At 57.2% G+C, this 25154-nt stretch carries 25 protein-coding genes and 1 other RNA gene; 18 read left to right on the forward strand and 8 right to left on the reverse strand.

Features of this window, described 5'->3' with window-relative positions:
- Nucleotides 1–22: 22 nt before the first annotated feature.
- The 4 genes from IEV54_RS13285 (at nt 23) to IEV54_RS13300 (ending at nt 1357) form a co-directional block, all read left to right on the forward strand.
- Nucleotides 23–232: a TIGR02449 family protein gene (locus tag IEV54_RS13285; protein WP_150278190.1), complete on the forward strand. Its 210-nt coding sequence runs from the start codon at nt 23–25 to the stop codon at nt 230–232.
- Nucleotides 229–531 carry a cell division protein ZapA gene (locus IEV54_RS13290; protein ID WP_150277985.1) on the forward strand — a complete coding sequence of 101 codons (303 nt, stop codon included), beginning with the start codon at nt 229–231 and terminating at the stop codon, nt 529–531. The genes IEV54_RS13285 and IEV54_RS13290 overlap by 4 nt, the downstream gene beginning before the upstream one ends.
- A gap of 40 nt (nt 532–571) precedes the next feature.
- Nucleotides 572–751, forward strand: a non-coding RNA gene (gene ssrS / locus IEV54_RS13295) — 6S RNA.
- Between the two features lie 3 nt (nt 752–754).
- Nucleotides 755–1357 (forward strand): 5-formyltetrahydrofolate cyclo-ligase, encoded by a 603-nt coding sequence (locus IEV54_RS13300; protein ID WP_150277984.1) that lies wholly within the window; start codon nt 755–757, stop codon nt 1355–1357.
- Nucleotides 1358–1690: 333 nt separating this feature from the next.
- On the opposite strand, the gene ilvA is transcribed toward IEV54_RS13300, so the two are convergent.
- On the reverse strand, nt 1691–3205 hold the full coding sequence (ilvA, locus tag IEV54_RS13305) for a threonine ammonia-lyase, biosynthetic (RefSeq protein ID WP_150277983.1): 1515 nt from the start codon (nt 3203–3205) through the stop codon (nt 1691–1693).
- Between the two features lie 121 nt (nt 3206–3326).
- Between ilvA and rpiA the strand changes: the two genes are divergently transcribed.
- On the forward strand, nt 3327–4001 hold the full coding sequence (gene rpiA, locus IEV54_RS13310) for a ribose-5-phosphate isomerase RpiA (protein WP_150277982.1): 675 nt from the start codon (nt 3327–3329) through the stop codon (nt 3999–4001).
- 132 nt (nt 4002–4133) lie between these two features.
- Here the strand turns inward: rpiA and IEV54_RS13315 are convergent, their stop codons facing one another.
- Together IEV54_RS13315 and IEV54_RS13320 are read right to left on the reverse strand one after the other, a co-directional pair.
- Nucleotides 4134–4802 carry a fumarylacetoacetate hydrolase family protein gene (locus IEV54_RS13315; RefSeq protein WP_150277981.1) on the reverse strand — a complete coding sequence of 223 codons (669 nt, stop codon included), beginning with the start codon at nt 4800–4802 and terminating at the stop codon, nt 4134–4136.
- Between the two features lie 31 nt (nt 4803–4833).
- A complete protein-coding gene (locus IEV54_RS13320) occupies nt 4834–6225 on the reverse strand; it encodes a D-2-hydroxyglutarate dehydrogenase (RefSeq protein ID WP_150278189.1) in 1392 nt (463 codons plus the stop codon).
- A 177-nt stretch (nt 6226–6402) separates the two neighbouring features.
- Between IEV54_RS13320 and serA the strand changes: the two genes are divergently transcribed.
- Nucleotides 6403–7632, forward strand: a complete 1230-nt coding sequence (gene serA / locus IEV54_RS13325; RefSeq protein WP_150277980.1) for a phosphoglycerate dehydrogenase — start codon at nt 6403–6405, stop codon at nt 7630–7632.
- Between the two features lie 26 nt (nt 7633–7658).
- Here serA and IEV54_RS13330 read toward each other — a convergent pair whose 3' ends face one another.
- Entirely contained in the window at nt 7659–8294 is a 636-nt protein-coding gene (locus IEV54_RS13330; protein WP_150277979.1) for a 2OG-Fe(II) oxygenase, read from the reverse strand.
- A gap of 165 nt (nt 8295–8459) precedes the next feature.
- On the opposite strand from IEV54_RS13330, the gene IEV54_RS13335 reads away from it, so the two are divergent.
- A complete protein-coding gene (locus IEV54_RS13335; protein WP_188434459.1) occupies nt 8460–9209 on the forward strand; it encodes a DUF2059 domain-containing protein in 750 nt (249 codons plus the stop codon).
- A gap of 18 nt (nt 9210–9227) precedes the next feature.
- Here IEV54_RS13335 and bipL read toward each other — a convergent pair whose 3' ends face one another.
- Complete coding sequence (gene bipL / locus IEV54_RS13340; protein WP_150277977.1) at nt 9228–10160, reverse strand: phospholipase BipL; 933 nt, start codon at nt 10158–10160, stop codon at nt 9228–9230.
- 195 nt (nt 10161–10355) lie between these two features.
- Between bipL and IEV54_RS13345 the strand changes: the two genes are divergently transcribed.
- Nucleotides 10356–12533, forward strand: a complete 2178-nt coding sequence (locus tag IEV54_RS13345) for a malate synthase G (protein ID WP_150277975.1) — start codon at nt 10356–10358, stop codon at nt 12531–12533.
- A 61-nt stretch (nt 12534–12594) separates the two neighbouring features.
- Here the strand turns inward: IEV54_RS13345 and IEV54_RS13350 are convergent, their stop codons facing one another.
- On the reverse strand, nt 12595–12768 hold the full coding sequence (locus IEV54_RS13350) for a YqaE/Pmp3 family membrane protein (RefSeq protein WP_150277974.1): 174 nt from the start codon (nt 12766–12768) through the stop codon (nt 12595–12597).
- A 188-nt stretch (nt 12769–12956) separates the two neighbouring features.
- Between IEV54_RS13350 and chrA the strand changes: the two genes are divergently transcribed.
- Complete coding sequence (chrA, locus tag IEV54_RS13355; protein ID WP_150277973.1) at nt 12957–14261, forward strand: chromate efflux transporter; 1305 nt, start codon at nt 12957–12959, stop codon at nt 14259–14261.
- Between the two features lie 47 nt (nt 14262–14308).
- Here the strand turns inward: chrA and IEV54_RS13360 are convergent, their stop codons facing one another.
- Complete coding sequence (locus IEV54_RS13360) at nt 14309–15760, reverse strand: aldehyde dehydrogenase family protein (protein WP_150277972.1); 1452 nt, start codon at nt 15758–15760, stop codon at nt 14309–14311.
- Nucleotides 15761–15945: 185 nt separating this feature from the next.
- On the opposite strand from IEV54_RS13360, the gene IEV54_RS13365 reads away from it, so the two are divergent.
- The 3 genes from IEV54_RS13365 (at nt 15946) to IEV54_RS13375 (ending at nt 19844) form a co-directional block, all read left to right on the forward strand.
- Complete coding sequence (locus tag IEV54_RS13365; RefSeq protein ID WP_150277971.1) at nt 15946–17352, forward strand: mechanosensitive ion channel family protein; 1407 nt, start codon at nt 15946–15948, stop codon at nt 17350–17352.
- A 114-nt stretch (nt 17353–17466) separates the two neighbouring features.
- Entirely contained in the window at nt 17467–19326 is a 1860-nt protein-coding gene (locus IEV54_RS13370; RefSeq protein ID WP_150277970.1) for a cation:proton antiporter, read from the forward strand.
- Entirely contained in the window at nt 19323–19844 is a 522-nt protein-coding gene (locus IEV54_RS13375) for a GNAT family N-acetyltransferase (RefSeq protein WP_150277969.1), read from the forward strand. Before IEV54_RS13370 ends, IEV54_RS13375 begins: the two co-directional genes overlap by 4 nt.
- A 107-nt stretch (nt 19845–19951) precedes the next feature.
- On the opposite strand, the gene IEV54_RS13380 is transcribed toward IEV54_RS13375, so the two are convergent.
- A complete protein-coding gene (locus IEV54_RS13380) occupies nt 19952–20101 on the reverse strand; it encodes a DUF3096 domain-containing protein (protein ID WP_150277968.1) in 150 nt (49 codons plus the stop codon).
- A 239-nt stretch (nt 20102–20340) separates the two neighbouring features.
- Between IEV54_RS13380 and IEV54_RS13385 the strand changes: the two genes are divergently transcribed.
- The 6 genes from IEV54_RS13385 to IEV54_RS13410 all read left to right on the forward strand — a co-directional run bounded on the left by IEV54_RS13385 (nt 20341) and on the right by IEV54_RS13410 (nt 25152).
- Nucleotides 20341–21117 (forward strand): sulfite exporter TauE/SafE family protein, encoded by a 777-nt coding sequence (locus IEV54_RS13385; RefSeq protein WP_150277967.1) that lies wholly within the window; start codon nt 20341–20343, stop codon nt 21115–21117.
- A 104-nt stretch (nt 21118–21221) separates the two neighbouring features.
- Nucleotides 21222–21488 carry a DksA/TraR family C4-type zinc finger protein gene (locus tag IEV54_RS13390; RefSeq protein WP_150277966.1) on the forward strand — a complete coding sequence of 89 codons (267 nt, stop codon included), beginning with the start codon at nt 21222–21224 and terminating at the stop codon, nt 21486–21488.
- A gap of 56 nt (nt 21489–21544) precedes the next feature.
- The gene (locus tag IEV54_RS13395) at nt 21545–22564 is read left to right on the forward strand and encodes a diacylglycerol/lipid kinase family protein (RefSeq protein WP_188434460.1); all 1020 of its coding nucleotides are present in this window, start codon (nt 21545–21547) and stop codon (nt 22562–22564) included.
- Entirely contained in the window at nt 22561–23394 is an 834-nt protein-coding gene (locus IEV54_RS13400) for a metallophosphoesterase family protein (RefSeq protein WP_150277964.1), read from the forward strand. Before IEV54_RS13395 ends, IEV54_RS13400 begins: the two co-directional genes overlap by 4 nt.
- Before the next feature lies 1 nt (nt 23395).
- On the forward strand, nt 23396–23638 hold the full coding sequence (locus IEV54_RS13405; RefSeq protein WP_150277963.1) for a DUF1289 domain-containing protein: 243 nt from the start codon (nt 23396–23398) through the stop codon (nt 23636–23638).
- Nucleotides 23639–23796: 158 nt separating this feature from the next.
- Nucleotides 23797–25152, forward strand: coding sequence for a sensor domain-containing protein (locus tag IEV54_RS13410; RefSeq protein WP_150278188.1), 1356 nt, complete (start codon nt 23797–23799; stop codon nt 25150–25152).
- Nucleotides 25153–25154 lie beyond the last annotated feature (2 nt).

A 25154-nucleotide genomic window follows, 5' to 3' on the forward strand; every position in this document is an offset into this window, starting at 1 on the left:
CCGGGAAGACAGAATGGCGAAAATGGAAGCACCCGACATCAATACCCTGACACTGAAAGTGGCCCAACTGATCGACTTGTGCGACCGCCTCCAGCAGCAGAATCAGCATCTGCAATTACAGGAAAAATCCTGGAGAGAAGAGCGGATGCAGTTAATTGAAAAGAACGATCTGGCCCGTCAGAAGGTCGAAGCCATGATATCGCGTCTCAAATCCCTGGAGCATGATGCATGAGCACCGCCACGACCGTCACCCTGAACATTCTCGACAAGGAATACCGGGTCAGCTGCCCTCCCGAAGAACGCAGCAATCTGGAGCAGGCTGCCCGACACCTGGATAGCACCATGCGGGACATCCGCAACAGCGGCAAAGTTATCGGCGTGGAGCGCATAGCCGTTATGGCCGCGCTCAATATCAGCCACGAGATGCTGACCGGTAGCCGCAAACAGGACGGCGAACTGGATCGGCAGCAACAGCAGATCGGCGATCTTGTCAGCCGCCTTGATCAGGCACTTTCGCGCCATCAATCCTGATCGGCAGTGAATTAGTGCGCACTTTTCTGTATAGTCTCTTCTGTCCCTGGGATGTTTGCCAGTCGGTGATGTCCCTGAGCCGATACTCCTGTAGAAGGAGGCCACGCGCCACTGTCAGTGTGCATGTCCGCATGACGGAAAGCCTGAGACAGTGCCGTGTCCCCCACCTTGAACTTTCGGGTTCAAGGGCTAACCCGGCAGCGGCATCTCCGGGGACTCTCACATGACTCCAACCCGACGTAAGGCGCTACGCAAGGATCTGCGTTCCGCACGCCGGGCACTGACCCCCTCCCAGCAGCATGTTGCCAGCCGCAAGCTTTTCCGGATGCTGGCACAGCACCCGCTGTTCATACGCAGTCGCCATATTGCTTTCTATCTGGCAAACGATGGCGAGATAGATCCCGCGCTGCTTTTGCGCCACGCTTGCCGCATGGGCAAGGCCTGCTACCTGCCCGTGGTGAGCGGATGGCCACGCAACAGCATGAAGTTCCAGCGCATCCACAAGCACCAGCAATGGACACGCAATCGGTTTGGTATCGCCGAACCCAGGGCCAGGGCTAGCGGCCAGACACGGCCATGGCGACTGGATATGGTGTTGATGCCATTGGTGGGATATGACCAGCAAGGTAACCGCCTGGGAATGGGCGGAGGTTTCTATGACCGGACCTTTGCCTATCTGCGCAGAAGGCAGACCTGGTTTGCGCCCAGCCTGATTGGACTCGCACACAAATGTCAGAAAGTGGACTTTTTACCGGTTGCGCCCTGGGACATACCGCTTGACGGCATCGTGAGCGACGCAGAATGCATCATGGTCGCAAGGCCCTGATTGCTATTGCTATTGCTGACTGCGCTCGCTCGCAGGCCTGCTTTCCAGAAAGCCCTGGGTGTAGCCAGTAGTCACAACCCCAAGGCCAAAAACAATGATCAATACCCAGAGCAAATCAGGTTTACGCCGCACAATTACCCCCAAATTCAGTACATTATTATTATTCGAATCGTTGTTTTGTAGGTGCAAGCACAGATGAAGCCCGACTCAGCAGACCGCAATATCATGTGAAGTCAGCGAGCGAGACAAAAGAGAACCATGAATCAAGTTCTTTTTTAGCCCCTGCCCGGACCTATGTCAAATCTGGCTGAAAAAAGCGTCGAAGGTCGGCATTCAGGCCAGATACAGTTTGTAGGCAGGGTTGTCAGTTTCATCCCAGTACATGTAGCCAATACTGTCCAGAATCTCCGGTACTTTATGTCTCTCGGCCTCGGCTACCTGCAGCCCCACCACGACCCGACCGTAGGCAGCCCCGTGATTACGGTAGTGGAACATAGAGATATTCCAGCGCCCACCCAGCTTGTTGAGGAAATTGAACAACGCGCCTGGGCGCTCCGGAAACTCGAAGCGGTAGACCACCTCGTCGGTAACCTGCTCGCAGTGCCCCCCTACCATGTGGCGGATATGCAGTTTGGCCAGCTCGTTATCAGTCAGGTCCAACACCGGAAATCCCTGATCCGCCAGCATGGCTACCAGCGCATCACGGGGATCGAGTTCCGGATGGGTCTGGACGCCAACAAAGATGTGCGCCTGCGCGTTGTCGTGATAGCGGTAGTTGAACTCGGTAATCGAGCGCTTGCCAATGGCCTGACAGAATGCCTTGAAGCTACCCGGCTTCTCCGGAATGGTCACAGCCAACAACGCTTCGCGCTTTTCACCGATTTCGGCACGCTCGGCGACATGGCGCAGGCGATCGAAATTGACGTTGGCACCGGAGTCAATGGCTATGAACACCCTGCCACTACACCCCTCGCGCTCGACGTATTTCTTGATACCCGCGACCCCGAGACAGCCAGCCGGCTCACAAATCGACCGGGTGTCATCGTAGATATCCTTTATTGCAGCGCACATCTCGTCGGTAGATACAGTAATCACCTCATCCACATGATGACGACAGACCTCAAAGGTATGTTGGCCTATCTGCGCAACCGCCACTCCATCAGCAAACAAGCCTACCTGACTTAAAACCACGCGCTCATCAGCCGCCATCGCGGCCTGAAGACAGGCCGCATCCGCTGGCTCCACGCCGATGACGCGGATTTCGGGACGCAGGTATTTGACATAAGCCGCGATACCGGCGATCAGACCGCCACCGCCAACCGGCACAAAAATCGCGTCCAGTTGCCCCTGGTGTTGACGCAGGATTTCCATCGCGATAGTACCCTGGCCAGCGATAGTATCGGGGTCATCGAAGGGATGGATGTATACCAGCCCCTTTTCCTTGATCAGCTTCTGCGAATAGGCCAACGCCTCATCAAAGGCATCACCGTGCAGCACGACCTTGGCGCCGCGTGCACGCACAGCACGCACTTTGATTTCCGGTGTGGTACGCGGCATCACAATAGTGGCCTTGACCCCCAGGTGACGGGCGGCGTAGGCCAGGCCCTGAGCATGGTTGCCTGCCGAGGCCGTTACCACGCCGCAGGCACGTTGTTCGTCGGTGAGCAGCGCCAGCTTGTTATAGGCCCCACGAATCTTGAACGAAAACACCGGTTGCAGGTCTTCACGTTTGAGCAGAACCGTATTGTCCAGCCGCTCAGACAGGAAAGGTGCGGCATGAATCGGGGTCTCCACCGCGACATCGTAAACGCGGGAGCTGAGGATCTTCTTGACGTAGGTTTCCAGCATGGGGCTTCGGCTTGTTCCGGGGAAAACCAGCAGTCTAGCGAATCGACCGGCCTGCGACTACACGCCGCCTCACCCTGGCGCGTATAATTTGCCACTTCGAATATCACCCAGAGGTATCACCATGTCCCAGGATGAATTGAAACAGGCCGTCGGCCAAGCCGCCGTAGATATTTTACTGCCGGACCTGGAAGACAGCAGCGTGATAGGTATAGGCACCGGCTCGACAGCCAACTTTTTCATTGATGCCCTGGCAAAACACAAGGGGTTTTTCGATGGCGCAGTGGCCAGCTCTGAAGCCACGGCCGAGCGGCTGCGCCAGCATGGCATTCAGGTACACGACTTAAATAGTGTTGGCAGGCTCGACTATTACGTGGATGGCGCCGACGAGGCAAACAAGCATCTGGAACTGATCAAAGGTGGCGGCGCAGCCCTGACCCGGGAAAAGATCGTTGCCGCAGTAGCGCGCACCTTTATCTGCATCGCCGATGCCAGCAAACTGGTAGACACCCTCGGCGAATTTCCATTACCCGTGGAAGTGATTCCAATGGCCCGTAGTCACGTGGCGCGAGAAATAGTCAAACTGGGTGGCGATCCGGTCTACCGCGAAGGGGTGATCACTGATAACGGCAATGTGATTCTGGATGTGCACAACATGCAGATTCACGACCCGCGCAAACTGGAAGAACAACTCAACGCTATCGTCGGCGTGGTGTGCAACGGACTGTTTGCAGCCCGACCGGCCGACATATTGCTGCTGGGCACCGCCGAAGGGGTGAAAACACTGAAACGGGCCTGAACGAATAGCTAATGGGCGGGCGCAAAATGAACAACGCGAGGACAGTTTTCAATACCAGAATCCCGTTGAGCATGTCGGCAGGATTGCGACTTAGCCTGCCTGAAAGCGCTTGACGGTGACCGGAAAGCTTTTTCAGGCGACCACTTGGGCTGATTGTTCCAGAAGACCCGGGATCGACAGATTTAAAAAATCACCTGCCTGCAATTTACCCACGCCCGCTGGCGTACCGGTAATGACAACATCGCCGGGCAAGAGCGTGAACACGGCTGCTATCTGCTGTAGCAGGGTAATGATGGGGGTGATCATCTGCGAACTATTACCCAGCTGGCGCACCTCTGCGTTGATTTTCAGCTGCATGCCAATATCATCAAGCGCCGGAGTCAGGGCCGCCGGAACGAACTCCGATAAGGGGCAGGCGCCGTCGAAAGCCTTTGCCCGCTCCCAGGGGTGGCCCTTGGCTTTCAGCTGATCCTGCAGTTCTCTCAGGGTCAGATCCAGCGCCAACCCCACGCCGGCAATCGCATTTTTTGCCTGCGTCTCATTCACCGCTCCCGTCAGGGGGCTACCGATCAGAAGAGCAATTTCTGTCTCGTAGTGCACCGGTCCGCGCGATGGCACCAGCGGTATCGGTTCGCCCAGAGCCACGATCGACGTCGAGGGCTTGATAAATAGCAGTGGCTCGGTGGGTATCGGATTGTTGAGCTCTTTAGCATGTTCAGCATAGTTGCGCCCCACACACACGACCTTGCCCACAGGCAGATCAACAGGAGAACCATCGGCGAAACGGTGTTGATAGGACATAGGCACTCCTAATGGACTGTAAGCGGCAGAGTCAGGGGAAAATCTTGCCCGGGTTCATGATGCCATTCGGGTCGAACACCTGCTTGATCGACTTCATCACCGCAATTTCAGCTTCGCTGCGGCTATAGCTCAGATAATCGCGCTTGGTCATGCCAACACCATGTTCGGCGGATATCGAACCGTTATACTTCTGCACGATCTCAAACACCCACTTGTTGACGCTGGCGCAGCGACTGAAGAATTCATCCTTGGACAGTGCTTCCGGCTTGAGGATATTCAGGTGCAGATTGCCGTCACCTATATGACCAAACCAGACAATTTCGAAATCCGGATAATGTTCGGCCACAATCGCATCGATATCGTGCAAAAAGGCCGGCACCTTGCCCACGGTGACCGAAATATCGTTCTTGTAGGGAGTCCAGTGCGAGATGGTCTCTGAGATAAACTCGCGCAGCTTCCATAGATTCTGCAGTTGCTGCTCGCTCTGACTCATCACCCCGTCCAGTACCCAGCCCTGCTCGACACAATGCTCGAAGGTGGCCAGAGCATCGTTGGCGACATCTTCGTTCAGCGCCTCGAATTCAAGCAACGCATAAAAAGCGCAATCGGTTTCGAATGGCGCGGGTACATCACCGCGCCCCATGATCTTGGCCATGGCCTTGTCGGAGAAAAACTCGAAAGCAGTCAGGTCGATCCGGTTCTGGAAAGCGTGCAACACCGGCATGATCGAATCAAAATCCGGGGTGCCCAGCACCATGGCTGTCAGGTTGCGCGGCGCGCGCTCCAGCTTCATGGTCGCCTCGACAACAAACCCCAAGGTGCCCTCTGCGCCGATAAACAACTGGCGCAGATCATAGCCCGTGGCGTTCTTGATCAGATCCTTGTTCAGCTCCAGCAATTCGCCCGTGCCGGTAACCACCTTGAGGCCAGCCACCCAGTTGCGGGTCATACCGTAGCGAATCACCTTGATACCACCGGCATTGGTGCCGATGTTGCCGCCAATCTGGCTGGACCCGGCGGAGGCAAAGTCCACCGGATAATACAGGCCCTTGTCTTCGGCGAACTGCTGCAGCTGAGCGGTGACGACTCCGGGCTGGCAGACAACAGTGCGGTCAAACTCGTTGAACTCGGTGATCTGATTCATGTAGTCAAAGGAGACAACTATTTCTCCGTTGGCCGCCACTGCGGCGGCGGAAAGTCCCGTACGTCCCCCGGAGGGCACCAGAGCCAGCTTCTGCTCATTGGCAAATCTGACCAGCGCCTGTACCTGTTCGGCGCTTTTGGGAAAGACGATCGCCAGCGGCGCGGGCTCGAAATGCTTGGTCCAGTCCTTGCCCCAGGTATTCAACGACTCCGCGTCGGTGCGCACCTTGTCGGCATCTACCAGCGTTTTCAGGGTATTGATAATGGCATCTGGGGTCATGGGCGGCTCTCGAACGGAATTCATGCTGCACCTGAAGACTTTTCATACAGGTACAGGCATCAAAAAAGGGAGATTATGCTAGCATACGCGGCTTCCGAAACAGGACTCTTGCTGCGACAAAAAGCGTCACAGAATCCTGAAGGCTTATCTTAAACAGCATTGCGGGTATCCGACACCATGAACAAAACCTCGCTGGACAAAAGCAAGATCAAGTTTCTGCTCCTCGAGGGCGTCCACCAGACTGCCGTCGACACACTGAAGGCTGCCGGGTACACCAATATCGAGTACCACGTCGGGTCCCTGCCCGAAGAGCAACTCAAGGAAGCGATTGCCGAAGCCCACTTTATCGGCATCCGCTCGCGCACCCAGTTGACTGCCGAGATCTTCAGCCACGCCCACAAACTGGTCGCGGTCGGCTGCTTCTGCATTGGCACCAACCAGGTAGACCTGACTGCAGCAATGGAAATGGGCGTGGCGGTATTCAATGCCCCCTTCTCCAATACCCGTTCAGTAGCTGAGCTGGTATTGGCCGAAGCAATCCTGCTGCTGCGTGGCATACCCGAAAAGAATGCGTCCTGTCACCGTGGCGGCTGGATCAAGAGCGCCGAGAACTCCTATGAAATCCGCGGCAAGAAACTGGGTATCGTCGGTTATGGCTCGATCGGGACACAGCTGTCCGTGCTGGCTGAAGGCCTGGGTATGCAGGTGTTCTTCTACGACGTGGTTACCAAGCTGCCATTGGGCAATGCTGTCCAGATCGGCTCGCTGAACGAACTTCTGGGTATGTGCGACATCGTGACCCTTCACGTACCGGAAACCGCTGCAACCAAGTGGATGATGGGCGAGAAGGAAATCCGCGCAATCAAGCCCGGCGGGATCCTGATCAATGCTGCCCGCGGCACCGTGGTGGACATCGACGCGCTAGCCGGCGCGCTGCGCGACAAGCACCTCAATGGTGCGGCTATCGACGTATTTCCGGTCGAGCCACGCTCCAACAAGGAAGAGTTTGTCAGCCCGCTGCGCGAGTTCGACAACTGCATCCTCACGCCCCACATTGGCGGCTCGACGCTGGAAGCACAGGCCAATATCGGCCTGGAAGTGGCTGAAAAGCTGGTGCGCTACAGCGACAACGGCACCTCCATCACGTCGGTCAACTTCCCGGAGGTCGCATTGCCTTCACATCCCGGCATGCACCGCCTGTTGCACATTCACCAGAACGTGCCCGGCGTGATGAGCGAGATCAACCGTGTATTTGCCGAGAACAACATCAACATCTGTGGTCAGTTCCTGCAGACCAACGAAAAGGTCGGCTACGTAGTGATCGACGTGTCCGCCGACGCCTCCGAGCTGGCATTGGAAAAGGCCCAGCAGGTCAAGGGCACCATCCGTGCCCGCGTACTGTTCTGATCCGCCAGTAACAGACCGGTAATCTGCTAACGCAATAGCGGATTGTCCGGTCTTCGGCGAAACCACCCCACCAGACTGGCCCGTTCCCTGTTAGCGGGTAGCACCTCATGCACAACACTGTCACTCATGAACACCACCAGGGTACCGCCCCGCGGTGCGACGTCGTGCATGCCCTCTTCCAGATGCAGCCGCAATTCCCCACCGTCTCCAGGCTGCCAGGCCTGATTCAGATAAGCCACGACCGACACCTGTCGCAGGGGGCTTCCCTTGAACCGGTCCAGATGCTTACGATATCCCGCACCAGGGGGATAGAGTGCGTAATGGGTCTCAAAACTATCGAGCCCGACGAAGAGATTGCGATTAAGCGCCGCACGCAGATCATCCATGACCTGCAGAAAAGCCGCTCCAGCCGCCGTTGGCGGGCAATCATCGAGCCAGCGCGTGTAGTCACCCCGGATCGAGGGAATGATCAGTTCTTCTCCCGCTGGACCTACCGCCGCCGGGGTCAGATCGTCCCGATGCCATAGCTGCCGACAGACCGCGCCAAGTTGCCCGACAAGCTTATCGGACAACGCCTGTTCCTGAACGGACCAGCGACGGGCCACCAGATCATCGGCGATACGCTCGAAGCAATCGCCCAGGGCAAGCGGGAACTCGGACATGGTTATGAACTCGAATGTTGCGTTTAATGCTACGCTAGGAAAACCTGACGCCCGGACCCAGTTTGACGAATCAGGCTGCCAGACGACGCATTGTATCCTGTGCCGCTGGCACGACAAGTCCGGCAAATAGCCTGGATTAACCCCAACCCCCCAATGCGAGAACCTATGCGCCTCAAATCGATACACCTGCTGGCCATGACGCTGCTGATCAGTGTCGCTCTCATCGCCATGAGCGTGAGGGCTCAAGCGCCCGAACAGCTCTATGATCTGTCGGGTATGGCAACCCACCAACGGCATTTCCAGAGCGCCCTGAGCGCCGCGCAACAACGCTATGCCCAGCAGCTACCCGCCAATGTACACGCCAGCCTGGTCAACAAGAGCAATCAGCGCTTCGAGGCACAAGCCATGCAGGACCGTGCTCGCAGCCGCCTTGCGGTATCGCTGCCCGATGCTGCCCACGAAGAGGCCATTGAGTTTTATCGCAGCCCACTGGGTCGCAAGGTCGTTGCACTGGAAACCCAGGCAACCGCCCCTGCGGCAGTCAAGGAAATGCAACGCGGTGTTGCCCAGCAGCAGATTGAGCCCCAGCGTTACACATTGCTGCGCCAACTGGGCTCTACCCTCCCCGCGCTGGAGGTAGGGGTCGAAGTCTCGATGGCCCTCGCCAATCTTGCGACCGACAGCGCCAACGAGCTGCTGGGCGGCCTGTTCCAGGTCCCGGTAGATCTGGTCAGTGCGCGCCGGGAAAATATACGCAGTCAGATGGCGCCCGATCTGCCGAACACCCTTGCCTATGTGTATCGCGACCTCAACGACCAGGAGCTTGAGCAGTACCTGCAATGGACCCAGACCGCAGCTGGCGTGGCGACGTACCAGGCCATGACACAGGCGACCAAGGATGCACTGAACCCCTGAAAAGGCGACTGGCCCGGTTCAGATATCCAGCTGCCGCGCCAGCCACGCAAGATATTGACGACGAATCAGCTCGTCCTCGTTTGCCAGGTGGTGGCGAGCCTCGGGGAGATAAAAAACCTGCGGCCTATCGAATTTCTGCTCAAGCACACGCATGTTGTGCTGCCAGTCCACAGTGCCATCCAACTGACCCTGTACAATCAGCGGGCTGAGCCCGCTGGGGCTCGCCTGCTCGATCCGGGGTATCCACTTCTCCAACGCCTGCACCCAGGCAACGGGCAGAAACTGCGCCTGCAGGGGATCGCGCTCGCGGATGAAGTCAAGAAACGCCTGATCGGTGGAATTCTCGGTAAAACGGCGACCCAATTGCTGCACGAAGCCCCCCAGCAGGCGCAAGCTGACCTGCGACACGCCCCATTTGCGAGGCCTGACCAACGGCGCCATCAGCACCGTGCGCCCCAACTCTTCAGGCAGCGGGCCATGCAGGAGCTTGTCGATCAGAATTGCACCACCCGTGCTCTGCCCCAACAGGTGCCAGGGCGCAGGCAGACCCCAGCCAGAGGCATGTATCAATACCTCGTCGAGCACTTTCTGATAACGCAGGAAGCAATCAATGCTGGCCCGCTCACCACTGGACAGGCCATGGCCCGGCAGATCAAACGCCATGACCGCCAGCCCCCGCTGCAGAGCCCAATCTATCAGGTGGCGATACAGACCCATGTGGTCGTAATATCCATGCAGGATAATGAGGGTGCCCCTAGCCTGCGGCGGCAACCAGACCTGCACCGCCACGGCAAATTCGTCGACCTGGATGCGGCCCAGATGCTGAGGCGCACGATCACTGAAGTCGATGCCGTAGTAAGACGCATAACGTCGCGCAGATTCGTCCAGCTTTCGCCCAGGCTCCAACTCTGGCAATTGCTCGACCAGCACATCCAAAAAAACCTGATCCATTCACTTCTCAACTGATCAAAAGGTGAGTATTGGTTACCAAGAAGTCGGCTACATTTATCTTTTAACGACATGGACCGCGACACAATTCCACGTCCTGAACATGATTTGCAATCGATCATCGTGTAACATACCGCGTCTCCAAATTCCACGACCTACGCACGTTCGCGAAGGTTGTCAGCAGAGTGAGGGTTTTCCATGACTGAACGCGTCCAAGTTGGCGGCCTCCAGGTTGCCAGGGTACTTCACGACTTTATCAATCATCAGGCCATTCCCGGCTCTGGCGTCGATACCGCCTCCTTCTGGACAGGTTTCGAAGCCCTTATCAACGATCTGGCACCAAAGAACAAGGCGCTGCTCGCCAAGCGCGACGATCTGCAGGCGCAAATCGATGCCTGGCACCAGAAACGTGCCGGCCAGGCCCACGACGCCGTTGCATACAAGGCTTTCCTGCAGGAGATCGGTTACCTGCTGCCCGAACCGGACGACTTCCAGGCCACCACCAGCAATGTCGACGAAGAAATCGCGACCCTCGCTGGCCCGCAGCTGGTTGTGCCGGTCATGAATGCCCGCTTTGCGCTCAACGCGGCAAACGCTCGCTGGGGTTCATTGTACGACGCCCTGTATGGTACCGATGCGATTTCCGAGGCCGACGGCGCCACCAAGGGCCCTGGCTATAACGAAATTCGCGGTAACAAGGTCATTGCGCTGGCACGCGGGTTCCTAGATGAGGCAGCACCACTGGCCGAAGGTTCCCACGTAGACTCTACAAGCTACGTGATCGAGAACGGCAAACTGGTCGTCACCCTGAAGAATGGCGCCCAGACCGGCCTCAAGGATACTGCGCAGTTCATCGGCTTTACCGGTGAGCCGGGCCAGCCACAGGGCGTACTCCTCAAGCACAACGGCCTGCATTTCGAAATCCAGATCGACCCGACCAGCAATGTGGGACAGACCGACGCCGCCGGCGTGAAAGACCTGCTGATGGAGTCTGCCCTGACAACCATCATGGACTGTGAAGACTCAGTCGCGGCAGTAGATGCTGATGACAAGACCGTCATTTACAGCAACTGGCTCGGCCTGATGAAGGGCGATCTGGCAGAAAGTGTTGCCAAGGGCGGCAGCAGTTTCACCCGCACGATGAACCCGGATCGTGATTACACCCGTGCCGATGGTTCCACCCTGACCCTGCATGGCCGCTCATTGCTGTTCGTACGCAACGTGGGTCACCTGATGACCAACAATGCCATTCTCGACAAGGACGGCAACGAAACCCCAGAAGGCATCATGGACGGCGCGATCACCAGTCTGATTGCCCTGCACAACCTCAACGGTAACACCACGCGCAAGAACACGCGTACCGGTTCAGTCTATATCGTCAAGCCGAAGATGCATGGCCCCGAGGAAGTCGCCTTCACTACCGAGCTGTTCGGACGAGTGGAAGACATGCTGGGTATGCAGCGCAACACGCTGAAAGTTGGCATCATGGACGAAGAGCGCCGCACCACGGTCAACCTCAAAGCCTGTATCAAGGCGGCCAGCGAGCGAGTGGCCTTCATCAATACCGGGTTTCTTGACCGCACCGGTGACGAAATTCATACCTCCATGGAAGCCGGCGCATTCATTCGCAAGGGCGAGATCAAGGGCGCCAAGTGGATTGCCGCCTACGAGAACAGCAACGTGGATATCGGCCTGGCTACCGGGCTCAAGGGTCGGGCGCAGATCGGCAAGGGTATGTGGGCCATGCCTGACCTTATGGCTGCGATGCTCGAGCAGAAGATCGGCCACCCAATGGCCGGCGCCAACACTGCATGGGTGCCTTCTCCCACTGCAGCAACACTGCACGCCCTGCATTACCACAAGGTCAACGTGAGCGAGCGTCAGGATGAACTGGCCAAGCGCCAGCCCGCGTCAGTAGACGACATCCTGACCATCCCGCTGGCAGAACGGACCGACTGGTCCGCTGAAGAAATCCAGCAGGAACTGGACAACAATGCCCAAGGTATTCTGGGTTACGTCGTGCGCTGGATCGATCACGGCGTCGGTTGCTCGAAGGTACCCGACATCAACGATGTAGGCCTGATGGAAGACCGCGCTACGCTGCGCATTTCCAGCCAGCACATCGCCAACTGGCTTCGCCATGGTATCTGCACCAAGGAGCAGGTGATGGAAACCATGCAGCGCATGGCCAGCGTGGTTGACCGCCAGAACGAGCACGACCCGGCCTACAAACCAATGGCACCGAACTTCGATGACAGCATCGCCTTCCAGGCAGCAGTCGAGTTGTGTGTTGAAGGCACAGTACAGCCAAACGGTTACACCGAGCCGGTTCTGCACCGCCGTCGCCGCGAGTTCAAGGCCCGCTACGGCTGCTGATCAGCAGCAATAAAAAACCCGGCTCAGGCCGGGTTTTTTTACACACTCTCGAACAACATGCTCAGTGCTTGAGGATCACGTACAGGGCATGGATGATGCCCGGAATGAAACCAAACAGCGTAAGCAGAATGTTCAACCAGAAGTGACCTTTGAAGCCCACTTCCATGAATACGCCGAGGGGCGGCAAGAGTATCGCGAAAAGGATCTTGATCGGATCGGTCGCTGTAACTGCCATGGTATGTCCTCTATTTGCATTTGATATGAATTTCAGCCTGAACGCTGATTGGTAACCTGGCAGGGCAACGGAAGATCCCGTGCCAGCTCAACTGCAACAGTCAATGCACTATCGTTGCGTTAAGCTCAGCCCTAAATGCCAGCCATAAGCTACAGACAAGCAAACGCATATACAGGTTCAATTTCCCCATGGCGCAAATACCGTTTCACGAAGCAATAGTTATCTGGTGGCGTATCGGCCTGTTGAGCTTCGGCGGCCCTGCGGGCCAGATTGCGCTGATGCACAGGATCATCGTCGAGGAAAAGGGTTGGTTGGACGAAGCGCGTTTCCTCCACGCACTCAATTACTGCATGCTGCTGCCCGGCCCGGAGGCTCAGCAGTTGGCAACCTATGTCGGCTGGCTGCTGCATGGCGTGCGCGGCGGCCTGATCGCCGGCCTGCTGTTTATCCTGCCCGGCGCAGCAGCCATTCTGGCGTTGTCCTGGCTATACGTTCTGCTCGGCGATCTGACCCTGGTAGAGGGCTTGTTTTTCGGACTCAAAGCCGCGGTGCTGGCCATTGTTGTTCAGGCACTACTACGCATTGCGGCGCGCACACTAAGAGGCACAGTCAAGCCCCTGCTGGCCGCCGCCGCCTTTATTGCTCTCTTCGTGTTTGGTCTCGCGTTCCCGCTGGTGGTCATCGGTGCGGGCCTGCTCGGCTACCTGGGAGCCCGCTTGTTCCCAGCCAATGACGGCGTGTTACATACAGCAGAAATGATCGTCCAGGTACGCCCGGGAACCCGCACCGCTGCCATCATCTGCATGTTGCTCTGGGCCGGCACCCTGCTCGGATTCCATGGACTTCTGGGCAGCGAAAACGTGTTTACCCAGATCGCCTCATTCTTCTCGAAAATGGCGCTGATCACCTTTGGCGGTGCCTATGCGGTGCTTACCTATGTGGCCCAGCAGGGCGTGGAGCACTACCATTGGCTGCAGCCCGGGGAGATGCTGGATGGTCTGGCGATGGCCGAGACGACGCCGGGACCCCTTATTCTGGTTACCCAATTTGTCGGCTTTCTTGCAGGATATCGCGAAGGATTACCTCAACCCAGCCTGCTGGCTGCGACCGCTGGCGCTCTATTAACGCTCTGGGTTACCTTCCTGCCATGTTTTTTCTGGATATTTGCCGGCGCGCCCTATGTGGAGAAGCTGCGTGGGCACCGCGCACTGTCCGCGGCCCTGGCCGCCATAACCGCCGCAGTTGTCGGCGTGATCGCCAACCTGGCGTTGTGGTTTGCCCTCAATGCGCTCTTTGCAGAAAACCATCGTATTACGCGCCATGGGCTTGATTTGCTGATCCCGCAACCAGCCAGCTTAGACTTGCCCCTGCTGGGCATCACTCTGGCCGCCTGTGTAATGACCTTTGTATTGAAAATGCGCATGCTACCCCTACTGGGCATCTGCGCGGCGCTGGGAATTGGGTGGACGCTCCTCGCACCGGCAGTCGGTTAGAACGCCCACTCCAGAGCTGCATCAGTCTTTCAGCCAAATGGAAAGACCTAGTGATCGCTCTCCAATGCACCGCTAATGACCGCATCAGCAAGTTCCCCGTAGGGCGCATACATTGCTGCGATCAGGTCCTCATTGCCACGTTCAAACACTGCCCGAGGGTTGGAAAATTCAAGAAATCCCTCTAGCCCATGGTGTCGGCCAGTACCACTCTTGCCAATACCCCCAAAGGGCAACGAAGGCAGGGCTGCATGCATTGCCGCAGCATTTACGCAAGCGCCACCGGACACAGTCCTGTCGAGAATTTGCTGAGCACTCGAAGGTGTTTCGGTAAATACGTAAATTCCCAGTGGCCGATCATGGGCATTGATGTAATCGATTGCCTCATCCAGGGTACGGTAGGTCTTGATCGGCAGAATCGGACCGAAGATCTCGTTACGCATTACCTCCATGTCATCGCTGGGATCGAGCACCAGCGTCAATGGCATGCGACGCGTCGCGCGGTCCGATTCGCCACCGATCGACAATAGTGTTGCGCCCTTTTCGCTGGCGTCATCGAGGTAGCGCTGCAATCGATCCATGTGCCGCTCATTGATAATCCCGGTAACATCCTTATGTTTGGCGTAATCAGGCACAGTGGATTCCAGCCTCTGACGCAGCAAATCAACGAGATGGTCTCGATGCGCCTCGGGTATCAGAACGTAGTCCACGGTCACACACATCTGCCCGTTCTTGATGGTCTTGCAACCGATGATCTGCTCGATGGTGGCATAATTTATGCCGTCCTCAGCGACCAGGGCCGGACACTTGCCGCCCAGCTCCAGAGTGACCGGCGTCAGATTCTGCGCGGCCGCAACCGCTACCAGCCGACCCACCTCGGTGCTGCCGGTGTACATCAGATGATCCCATTCAAGGGTCGGAAAATGCTTGGCCAACTCGATACCGCCAGCCACAGCCGCCACCTGATCCTGATCGAAGGTCGCTCTGATCATTTCCAGCGTCAGCTCACTGCAAGCCGGGGTCAGATCTGAAGGTTTGACGATAACCCTATTGCCTGCCGCGAGCATTTCCACGACCGGGCCGATGCCGATATCGAATGGGAAATTCCATGGCACCATGTTACCCACAACACCCTTGGGCTGCTGCTGGACATAAGCCCGCGCATTGCCGAACAGCGCCGGGTCGACCTCCCGTGCATGCGGCTTGACCCACTCAGCAAGGCGCTCGGCAACAAACTTCGCCCGACCAGCCACACCAAGGCACTCTACAAGGTCGGAGAATTGAGCGGGGTGGGAGCCAAAGTCTGAAGCAACCGCCTCCTGAATCCGGATACGGTAATTGAGCATCATATCGGCAAGTGCCTGGAGCAGTGCAAGCCGCTCATTGAGGGTGGGTGAGGTATTGGCCAGAAAAGCCTTTTTCTGCAGAGCGAACACCTTCTGCAGTTCGGCAATCGCCACCTCATCGGAAAAAACCAGAGCTTCACGCTCGATGAAAGCCATGATGGTACTCCTTGATTGCTTGTTTTTATTTTAGAAGACCGCCATTGCGGACTTGGTGTCAGTATGGACGCCCATACTCTAGCCCAGCAACCCGGCTCTTCTAACCCAGGGTGTCAGCGGGGCGGGGCGGCCTGCCTCATGCGCTTCGCCTCGACAACAACGGGTATAGGTGCTGCACTGAGTGTATGGCCCAAGAAAAAAGTTCGGACCCTTTAGACATACCACCCATTACCATCGAGCAAAGCATCGAAGTGGTAGGCAGCTGGGCCGAGAACCATCTGCTTACTAGCGGTACGCTGATTGAGGCTCTGGTGTTGGTGAGCATTCTGCTAGCCAGCTTTGCGCTGCGCCGGGTAATGGTGCCGCGTGTCGACACCATACTGGCACGTGAAACGCTGCTACCCGGCATGCGTCATACGCTGCATCGGCTGCTGCTGGTGGCCAGCTCCGGCATGGGCGCGTTACTGGCCTGGATCGCCCACGGCGCGAGTCAATCGGCAGGGCTGGACGGCGAGCTGCTGCGCATTGCAGCAAACCTGCTTACGGCCTGGGTAGTCATACGGCTGGCCACCAGCTTTCTGCGCCAGCCTGGGTGGGCAAAGCTCATTACCGCCGTTGTCTGGTTCGTAGCAGCGCTGGCCATTCTCGGCTGGCTACAGGCATTTCTGGATCTGCTTGATTCCATCGCGTTCAATATCGGTGAAATGCGGCTGTCACTGATGGGCTTCATCAATGGCATCCTGTTGCTGACCCTGTTTATCTGGCTATCGAGCCTGGTCGCTCGTCTGGTAGACAGCCGACTGATTTATCTGGAGGGAGTGACACCTGCAGCGCGTGTCCTGATCGGCAAAGTACTGCGTATTGTGCTGTATCTGGTGGCCGTCGTGGTGGCGCTAACCTTTGTCGGCGTCAACCTGACGGCCCTGGCAGTCTTTTCCGGCGCGCTGGGCATCGGCCTCGGTTTCGGCCTGCAGAAGATCGTTTCCAACCTGTTCAGCGGCATCATCCTGCTTCTGGATCGGTCACTGAAACCCGGCGATGTAATAGAGATTGGCGACGCCTACGGCTGGATCAGGCAAATGGGCGCACGGTACACCACTGTAGCCACCCGTGACGGCAAGGAATATCTGATCCCTAACGAAAACCTGATTACCGAACAGGTGATCAACTGGAGCTACTCCGACACTGCCGTACGATTGAAAATAGAGGTTGGCATTTCCTATCGCTCGAATGTACACCGGGCAATCGAGTTAATGGTCGAAGCTGCTTTGACCCAGCCCCGAATATTGCGCGATGGCATACATGCGCCACAGGCTCACCTGTCAGGGTTCGGCGACTCCTCAGTGGATTTCGAGCTACGCATCTGGGTAAGCGATCCGCAGCAGGGACTGGTCAATGTGGCCAGCAAGGTACGCCTGGCGATCTGGGATCTGTTTCACCAGAACGGCATCGAGTTTCCTTTCCCGCAACGGGATCTGCATATCATTTCCGCTGAAGGCCTGACCCAGCGCAAGCCCGATCCGGATGATCGTTCACGGCCGGCTACCGACTCCGCCGCCGGTGAAGACAAACTCCCCCCAGCCGCAGACTGACCTGTGAACACATTAATTCGGTATCGATCAATGACTTCCGTCGCCTGGCAACGCTGGACATAGGTAGCACTGCCGCTAAACTCGTGGGCTGATTCGCGCACCCAAGGAACACCTATGTTGTTATCGGCAAGTCTGAGCATCGCGGTCATTGGCCTCATTTCGTTTGGTTGCCAATGGCTGGCATGGCGCGTCAAGCTCCCCGCCATTCTGTTTCTACTCGCCGCCGGCATCGTACTCGGGCCCTTTACATCCGTTATCGACCCGGACCAGCTTTTTGGTGATCTACTGTTTCCGTTGATCAGTCTCTCCGTGGCGATCATTCTCTTCGAGGGCAGCCTGACGCTCAACATGAGCGAAATACGCAGCCAGAAAGCGGTGGTGCAGCGTCTGATCACCCTGGGCGCAGGTATTACCTGGCTGATCGTGGCCATTGCCACCCATTTTCTGATCGGCGTCGGCTGGGAGCTGAGCATCCTCTTCGGCGCACTGGCGGTGGTCACCGGCCCTACCGTAATCGTACCGATGTTGCGCACCGTCAGACCCAATCGCAACATATCCAACATCCTGCGCTGGGAAGGCATCCTCATCGATCCTATCGGCGCCCTGCTGGTAGTTGTGGTTTACGAGTTTATAGTGGCCCAGAGTCAAAGCGCGGGAGTTGCCCATGGTCTGCTTGCGTTCCTCGAGATTATTGCGGTTGGCACTATTCTTGGCATCGCCGGTGGCTGGTTCCTGGGCTTCGTTCTCAAGCGCGGCTGGGTACCACATTATCTGCAGAATCTGGCGACGCTCTCCGTGGTTTTCGCCGCCTTCAGTATTTCCGACTCTCTAGCCCACGAGTCGGGTCTGCTGGCAGTGACACTGATGGGTATGTGGCTTGCCAACAAGAAGGACCTGCATATCAACGAGATTCTCAACTTCAAGGAGAACCTCAGCGTTGTACTGATTTCCGGCCTGTTCATTCTGCTGGCGGCAAGACTGACTCTCGACGATATTCTTGCCCTGGGATGGACCCCTCTCCTTTTGCTGTTGGTCATGCAACTGATTGCCCGTCCTGCCTCCATATGGATCTCTTCCATCGGATCCAGCCTGACCTGGCAGGAAAAATCTCTGCTCTCCTGGATTGCTCCGCGCGGCATCGTTGCAGCGGCGGTATCCGCCCTGTTCGCGATTCGCCTGGAGGAAGCGGGACAGGTCGACGCAGGCATTCTTGTACCACTGACGTTTTCCATCATCATCGGCACGGTGGTGCTGCAAAGCGCTACTTCACGGGGCCTCGCCCGGCTACTGAAAGTCGCTGAGCCAGCAGCCGCAGGCTTCCTGGTGGTAGGAGCCAATCCCGTAGCAAGAAGCATTGCCCGCGCACTGCATAAGCAGGGTGTACGCGTGGTGCTGACCGACACCCAGTGGGAGCATATTCGCGATGCAAGAATGGAGGGCCTGGAAACATTCTATGGCAATGCCGTTTCGGCCTATGCCGACCAGCATCTGGACCTGGTGGGTGTAGGCCGATTACTTGCGCTTTCCCCCAGCCTGGGAATCAATGTGGTGGCCAGCATGCGCTATGGCAGCGAGTTTGGCGCCAAAAAGGTATATACCCTGCTGTCGACAACCGAAACCGATACGGCCGAAAAACACAAACTGGGTACCGAACATCGCGGCCATACGCTGTTTGACAAGGGCATGAGCTACAGCAAGCTGGCCAGCCTGCTCAGCAAAGGTTGGGAAATACGCACCACCAAGTTGAGCGAAGAATTTGATTTCACCAATCTTGCGCAACTGCATGAAGGCAAGGTAGTGCCGTTGTTCGCCATATCACCCAAGGGCCGGCTAGAGGTTTTTGTCGACGAGGGCACGCTGGATCCCAAGCCGGGCTGGCAGGTACTGAGCCTGACCCCGCCCAAGAATGAGGAAGCCAAAAAGGTAGCGCAAACCACGATGACCGACGACTCCAGGGAGAAAAAAATACCATGACCTCCTCACAGCCAGCGCGCGGCAATTTCACCATACAGATTGTCAGAGCTGATCTCGATTCCCCAGAGCATGCCCTTGGCATTATCACTTTGCTCGATCAGTATGCGCGCGATCCGATGGGGGGCGGTGCCCCTCTAGCCGCCAGTACACGCGAGAATCTAATAAGCGAATTGCGCAAGCGCGATACCGCCCACGTCATTCTGGCGCTGGTTGATGGTCAGCCGGCCGGACTGACAAACTGCTTTGAAGGCTTTTCAACCTTCGCCTGCCGCCCTCTGCTGAATATTCATGACGTTGTTGTGGCCGCGCAACACCGCGGCAAAGGCCTGAGCAGGATGATGTTCGAAGAAGCAGAAGCACTGGCCCGCGAGCTGGGCTGCTGCAAGATGACTCTGGAGGTCCTTGAAGGCAATACGGTTGCCCAGTCAGCCTATCGCGCTTTTGGTTTCAACGGATATGAACTCGATCCACAGCTGGGCAAGGCAATGTTCTGGGAAAAGAAACTGGACGTTAAATGACTCAAGGAGGACTGATCAGCAGCACCAGGTTTAACCGAAGCAACCGCACCAGGAGATAGCGCGGCAAAGGCAAATAGCCGACCGGAAACCCGGCCGGCCTACCGATTCTACATGCGCAGATTGAATCCACCACCGAAGATACCTACCAGACCGATAATGATCAGATAGATTGCCACGATGTAATTCAGCAAACGGGGAACTACCAGAATCAGGATGCCGGCAATAAGGGAGATCAAGGGCGTCAATGCGATATTCATGAAGTGCTCCTGCGGAGGGATCAGACCGGTTCGGCTTGGCGCATACTTGCGCTGCATATTTGACCTGCAATTGATCCTTTAGTTCCATGCCCGGCATCCGCATTTGCTCAACACAAGACCAGCCAGCGTTTTCGCTGGTGATCCGGGACCAACCCTGCGAAGCCTTCCAGGCGTTTGCCGAGATCCTGACCCGGGTTAGGGTTTACACTGGCAAGCCGCCCTGTCTCGAGATGTGTTTTATGGCCGAGCTGTTACCCTATCAATACGCGCTTATCGGTCTGATTTTCGTCTGGAGCGGCTTCGTCCGTTCAGGGCTGGGGTTTGGCGGCGCGGTGCTCTCACTGCCCTTCCTGTTGCTGGTGCATAACGACCCCCTGGTTTTTCTGCCGCTTATCGCAATGCACCTGCTGTTTTTCTCGTCGCTGACCATCGCGCTGAATAATCGCCGGCAGGCACCAGAACTACGCCGTAACGGCGGAACGGTCGACTGGCGATATCTGGGGCGCATGCTGGGTATCATGATTGTCCCCAAAATGATCGGCGTGCTCGGCCTGTTGACGCTCCCGGGCAACATCATGAGCATCATCATCTTCGTGATCGTGGCCGCCTACTCCCTATCGTATATCACCAACCGCCCCTTTCGCAGCCGCAGCCGCGTAGTAGATACCTGCTTTCTGATGCTTGGCGGTTATGTCAGTGGCACCTCGCTGATTGGCGCGCCGTTGATCATTGCTGTGGCCGCCCAGCACCTGGCCAAAGAGCAGTTCCGCGATACCCTGTTTGCCCTCTGGTTTATTCTGGTCACCATCAAGATGGCTGCGTTTCTGTATGCCGGAGTCGATTTGCAGCTGATCCATCATCTATGGCTGCTACCCTGCGCGGCAGTCGGCCATGTGATCGGTCTGCGGGCACATGCGCACATCATGCATGCCGAAACACCAGTATTTTTCCGCGTCCTGGGCAGCGTATTGCTGGCCGTGAGCCTGGTTGGCATTTGGACGATGTTGGCTGCCTGAGGCAGGGTGCGGTACCCGGCAACGACCTGGTAAAGCGTCTATGCTGTTGATAAAGCAGCTGCAGGCAATCAGGGTCGGCAGCGCACAGAAATGTGGAGACAGCCATGGCAACCGGATGGGCTCAGGATGGAGCGGTGCAGGACCAGATAGACGATACAGTGGATGAAGCGGTACAGCGGGCGCGTAACAAGTTGCCGAAAGGCGTGAGCCTGACGCACTGCGAGGAATGCGAAGTGCAGATTCCGGAGGCTCGCCGCAAGGCGGTCCCAGGCGTACATCTGTGCGTGAACTGCCAGGAGGCACATGACAGGGCCGAAGCCGGCGACTCGAGCTACAACCGCCGGGGAAGCAAGGATAGTCAGCTGCGTTGAACCTCCCCGGCCAAACAGGCTCCAACGTCCTTTCAGCCATGGATCATTCACTCAGCATGTCGAAACCCTGTCAGGACTACTCCCCAGCAGAGGCCGGTGCACCGGCAGTAAAGAATCTTGACCCGACAAGGTCACTGACCGGTACTGAACCCTTTTTCCTGGTAATGAACAACGGCTCGGGAAGCCGCGACGCAGCCGAAACACGCGAGACCATTGAAATTACGCTTGCCCGGGCTGGCAGACGCTTTGAGCTGATGCCTGTGGACGATGCCTCGCAGTTGATTGCCACCGCCAAACGGGCCCTGCAACTTGCCATCGAGCAAAATGGCATTGTTGTGGCAGTCGGGGGTGACGGTACCCTGAGCGCGGTAAGCGAGGTCGTGCTAGGCAGCGGGGTGCCATTTGGTATTCTGCCCCAGGGCACTTTCAACTACTTTGGTCGTACTTACGGCATTTCACAGGACACCGAAGCGGCGCTGGCCTGCCTGCTGGATGCAGTCATCCAACCGGTGGATATCGGGATGCTCAACGGCCGCACCTTTCTGGTCAACGCAAGTCTGGGGCTATATCCACAATTGCTCGAAGACCGGGAAGCCTACAAGCGCCGCTACGGGCGGAGTCGGTTGATCGCGCTGTGGTCAGCCCTGGTGACTCTGATGCATGCACACCGCTCCCTGAACGTGCAGATTGATCTTGAAGGCCAGCCCCGACGCCATCTGACCACGCCTACCATCGTGGTCGGCAACAACGCCCTGCAGCTCGAGCAGCTGGGGTTTGATCAGGTGGACGAGATCGAGCGTCACCATCTCGTTGCAATGACGTCCCGATCACGCGGCACCATGGCGCTTTATGGCCTGCTGATCCGGGGACTTTTAAGGCGGCTGGGAGATGCAGAAAATGTGATCAGTTTCGGTTTCGATACCATGACAGTGCGGCCACGTCGCAGCCGCAAGCGCCTCAAGGTGGCGATGGATGGCGAAATCTGCTGGATGAGCGCCCCTCTGACATTTCGTGTGGCTCCTGACAAATTACCCTTGCTGGTGCCTCGGGACCCTTCCAAGCGAGAGCGTGAATGACCTGCGTACTGCAAATATCCGATCCGCATTTCGGCACTGAACAGCCGCGCGTGATGAGTGCACTGCTGCGCCTCGCCCGAGAGCAGCAACCCGAAGTCATTCTACTGTCCGGCGACATCACCCAACGGGCACGCCGAGCGCAATTCGCCGCAGCGCAGGATTTTGTGACACAGTTGCCCGCTCCGGTACTCGCAGTACCAGGCAACCACGACATACCCCTATTCAATCTTTTCGCACGGGCATTCAACCCGTACGGTAATTACAGGCGCGCCTTTGGCAACGAACTGGAACCCGTATACGAAAGCGCTGGATTACTGGTTCTCTGCCTTAATACATCGCGCCCCTCCCGGCACAAGGACGGAGCGGTCAATAAGGCGCAAATCGAGCGTGTTGCAGCCAGGCTTGGCCAGGCCAGGCCTGAACAGTTGCGCATGGTTATGCAGCACCACCCTGTACGCGCCCGCGAACAGTCCGACCTGACCAACCTGCTGATTGGCCACGAAGAAGCTGTACCGCGATGGGTCGATGCGGGGCTGGATCTGCTGGTAGGCGGCCATATTCACCTGCCCTATGTCTGGCCTCTGCATGGTCGGCACGGCGATTCAGGCCGCAGCGGCTGGACCGCACAGGCTGGTACAGCCCTGTCAACCCGGGTGCGCGGCAGCATCCCCAACTCGGTCAACCTGATCAGACATACCTGCGAGCAGGGCCAGCACAGCTGCCAAGTCGAGAGGTGGGACTACAAGGCAGAAGAGGACCTCTTTATTGTCTCCCACACTGACACTCTGGCTATCAGCCGGAAGGTTGAGCCTGTAAACAAGAAGGAGTGACATGAGCGAGCCCATTACCAAAAAACCCTGTATAGATTTGTGCGACTTCAACAAGTATCAGATCTGCAAGGCATGCGGGCGTACGCACGAGGAAAAGAAATCCTGGAAACGTCTTTCACCAGAACAGAAACAGGCTGTCTGGCACCGCATCCTGGCGTCCCATGGCAGCGGCGCCAGCAAAGAATCCAAAGCACTGCGAGCGCTGTACCGCAAGGCTGAAAAAAAGCGCAAGGACAGTCAGTAATGCCTCAATTTGATGCATTTTCCGGGACTCTGCCTGATGCCTGAGGTATCTTTCCTACTTCAGGCTCAGTAGTTTCAGGGAGGCAGCCGTTGAAAAAAACAGAACACGGAACGGCAGGCGCTGAGCAAGGACGCAGCTTTCAGCTCTCCCCCGCAGTGATGGACTTGCTACTCGATGCGATATGTGTCGTGGATGCGGCAGGGCGGCTCGTTTATGTCAGCGGCGCTTGTGAAAGGATTTTCGGCTACCAGCCCCAGGAGATGATCGGCAGGGCGATTCTTGACCTGGTCCACCCTGATGACCTGGACGCCACCGTGGCCATTGCCCGTGAAGTCATGCTTGGCCGCCTGACCAACCATTTCGAGAACCGCTATATTCGCAAAGACGGTAGCGTGGCTCATATCATGTGGTCCGCGAACTGGTCGGAGAAGGACCAGTTACGTGTTGCAGTGGCCCACGACATTACCGAACGCAAACACACCGAAGCCATGCAAGCTGCGGTGTATGCGATCTCCGAGGCCGCTTCCAACGCAGCAAATCTGCCTATACTCTTTCGCAATATCCACGAAATCATTGGCGGCTTGCTGCCGGCCAGCGTCTTCTGCATTGCCCTGCACAACCCACAGGATGGCAAAACCCACTTTCCTTACAGTGCAGACGAGAAGAGTCCGTACTCGGATTCGGCCAATGCCGACACCCTGACATTGAGCAATGCCGTCATTCGAAGTGGCCAGCCGATCCGCCTGGAAGCCAAGCGCGGTGCAGCCGTCATATCCGGCACCACGCAGAATGTCAGCGATCGCAGCCTGGACTGGCTGGCAGTGCCCCTGGCAACAATCGAGGGAATTCACGGTGCACTGGTCATTCAGAACCGACGGTCAGCGCCTGCCTACAGTGATAAAGATCAGCAGTTACTGCATTACATCTCAACCCAGATCGCCGCCGCCATTCACCGAGCCAGTATGCGCGAACGCCTGGAGTACCTGTCCCGCTATGACCAACTGACCAGCCTGCCAAACCGAGCACTGCTTAGCGATCGGATCAACACTGCGCTGGCCAGAGCACGACGCGAAAAGGGCAAGGCAGCGGTGCTGTACCTGGACCTGGACAAGTTCAAACTGGTTAACGATACCCATGGCCATGCCATTGGCGATCAACTGCTCAAGGCTGTGGCGGACCGGGTTATACGCTGTGTCCGTGAATCGGACACGGTATCGCGCATCGGCGGGGATGAGTTCGTGATACTGCTCGAGGCTCTCGATCAACCGCAGCAGGCCCATGTTATCGCCGACAAAATCCGCGAGGCACTGAATCTGCCCCTCATTCTCGCGGGACTGGAGCTGATCATTATTCCGAGCATCGGCATCGCGCTTTACCCCGATGACGCGGATGAAGAAAAACAACTGCTGGACCTCGCAGACAGCGCAATGTATCGAGCCAAACGGTTGGGGGGCAATCGTGCACAGCGCGTCGCCGACTCAACCCCGGATTCACCCACACTCGATCCATCTTGAAC

The sequence above is a fragment of the Halopseudomonas salina genome, assembly GCF_014637955.1.
Taxonomy (GTDB): Bacteria; Pseudomonadota; Gammaproteobacteria; order Pseudomonadales; family Pseudomonadaceae; genus Halopseudomonas; species Halopseudomonas salina.

Excerpts from the sequence above, each read along its gene's own strand:
- IEV54_RS13285 (WP_150278190.1), top strand. The coding sequence starts at position 23 with ATGGAAGCACCCGACATCAATACCCTGACACTGAAAGTGGCCCAACTG.
- IEV54_RS13290 (WP_150277985.1), top strand. The coding sequence starts at position 229 with ATGAGCACCGCCACGACCGTCACCCTGAACATTCTCGACAAGGAATAC.
- IEV54_RS13300 (WP_150277984.1), top strand. The coding sequence starts at position 755 with ATGACTCCAACCCGACGTAAGGCGCTACGCAAGGATCTGCGTTCCGCA.
- ilvA (WP_150277983.1), bottom strand. The coding sequence starts at position 3,205 with ATGCTGGAAACCTACGTCAAGAAGATCCTCAGCTCCCGCGTTTACGAT.
- rpiA (WP_150277982.1), top strand. The coding sequence starts at position 3,327 with ATGTCCCAGGATGAATTGAAACAGGCCGTCGGCCAAGCCGCCGTAGAT.
- IEV54_RS13315 (WP_150277981.1), bottom strand. The coding sequence starts at position 4,802 with ATGTCCTATCAACACCGTTTCGCCGATGGTTCTCCTGTTGATCTGCCT.
- IEV54_RS13320 (WP_150278189.1), bottom strand. The coding sequence starts at position 6,225 with ATGACCCCAGATGCCATTATCAATACCCTGAAAACGCTGGTAGATGCC.
- serA (WP_150277980.1), top strand. The coding sequence starts at position 6,403 with ATGAACAAAACCTCGCTGGACAAAAGCAAGATCAAGTTTCTGCTCCTC.
- IEV54_RS13330 (WP_150277979.1), bottom strand. The coding sequence starts at position 8,294 with ATGTCCGAGTTCCCGCTTGCCCTGGGCGATTGCTTCGAGCGTATCGCC.
- IEV54_RS13335 (WP_188434459.1), top strand. The coding sequence starts at position 8,460 with ATGCGCCTCAAATCGATACACCTGCTGGCCATGACGCTGCTGATCAGT.
- bipL (WP_150277977.1), bottom strand. The coding sequence starts at position 10,160 with ATGGATCAGGTTTTTTTGGATGTGCTGGTCGAGCAATTGCCAGAGTTG.
- IEV54_RS13345 (WP_150277975.1), top strand. The coding sequence starts at position 10,356 with ATGACTGAACGCGTCCAAGTTGGCGGCCTCCAGGTTGCCAGGGTACTT.
- IEV54_RS13350 (WP_150277974.1), bottom strand. The coding sequence starts at position 12,768 with ATGGCAGTTACAGCGACCGATCCGATCAAGATCCTTTTCGCGATACTC.
- chrA (WP_150277973.1), top strand. The coding sequence starts at position 12,957 with ATGGCGCAAATACCGTTTCACGAAGCAATAGTTATCTGGTGGCGTATC.
- IEV54_RS13360 (WP_150277972.1), bottom strand. The coding sequence starts at position 15,760 with ATGGCTTTCATCGAGCGTGAAGCTCTGGTTTTTTCCGATGAGGTGGCG.
- IEV54_RS13365 (WP_150277971.1), top strand. The coding sequence starts at position 15,946 with ATGGCCCAAGAAAAAAGTTCGGACCCTTTAGACATACCACCCATTACC.
- IEV54_RS13370 (WP_150277970.1), top strand. The coding sequence starts at position 17,467 with ATGTTGTTATCGGCAAGTCTGAGCATCGCGGTCATTGGCCTCATTTCG.
- IEV54_RS13375 (WP_150277969.1), top strand. The coding sequence starts at position 19,323 with ATGACCTCCTCACAGCCAGCGCGCGGCAATTTCACCATACAGATTGTC.
- IEV54_RS13380 (WP_150277968.1), bottom strand. The coding sequence starts at position 20,101 with ATGAATATCGCATTGACGCCCTTGATCTCCCTTATTGCCGGCATCCTG.
- IEV54_RS13385 (WP_150277967.1), top strand. The coding sequence starts at position 20,341 with ATGGCCGAGCTGTTACCCTATCAATACGCGCTTATCGGTCTGATTTTC.
- IEV54_RS13390 (WP_150277966.1), top strand. The coding sequence starts at position 21,222 with ATGGCAACCGGATGGGCTCAGGATGGAGCGGTGCAGGACCAGATAGAC.
- IEV54_RS13395 (WP_188434460.1), top strand. The coding sequence starts at position 21,545 with ATGTCGAAACCCTGTCAGGACTACTCCCCAGCAGAGGCCGGTGCACCG.
- IEV54_RS13400 (WP_150277964.1), top strand. The coding sequence starts at position 22,561 with ATGACCTGCGTACTGCAAATATCCGATCCGCATTTCGGCACTGAACAG.
- IEV54_RS13405 (WP_150277963.1), top strand. The coding sequence starts at position 23,396 with ATGAGCGAGCCCATTACCAAAAAACCCTGTATAGATTTGTGCGACTTC.
- IEV54_RS13410 (WP_150278188.1), top strand. The coding sequence starts at position 23,797 with ATGGACTTGCTACTCGATGCGATATGTGTCGTGGATGCGGCAGGGCGG.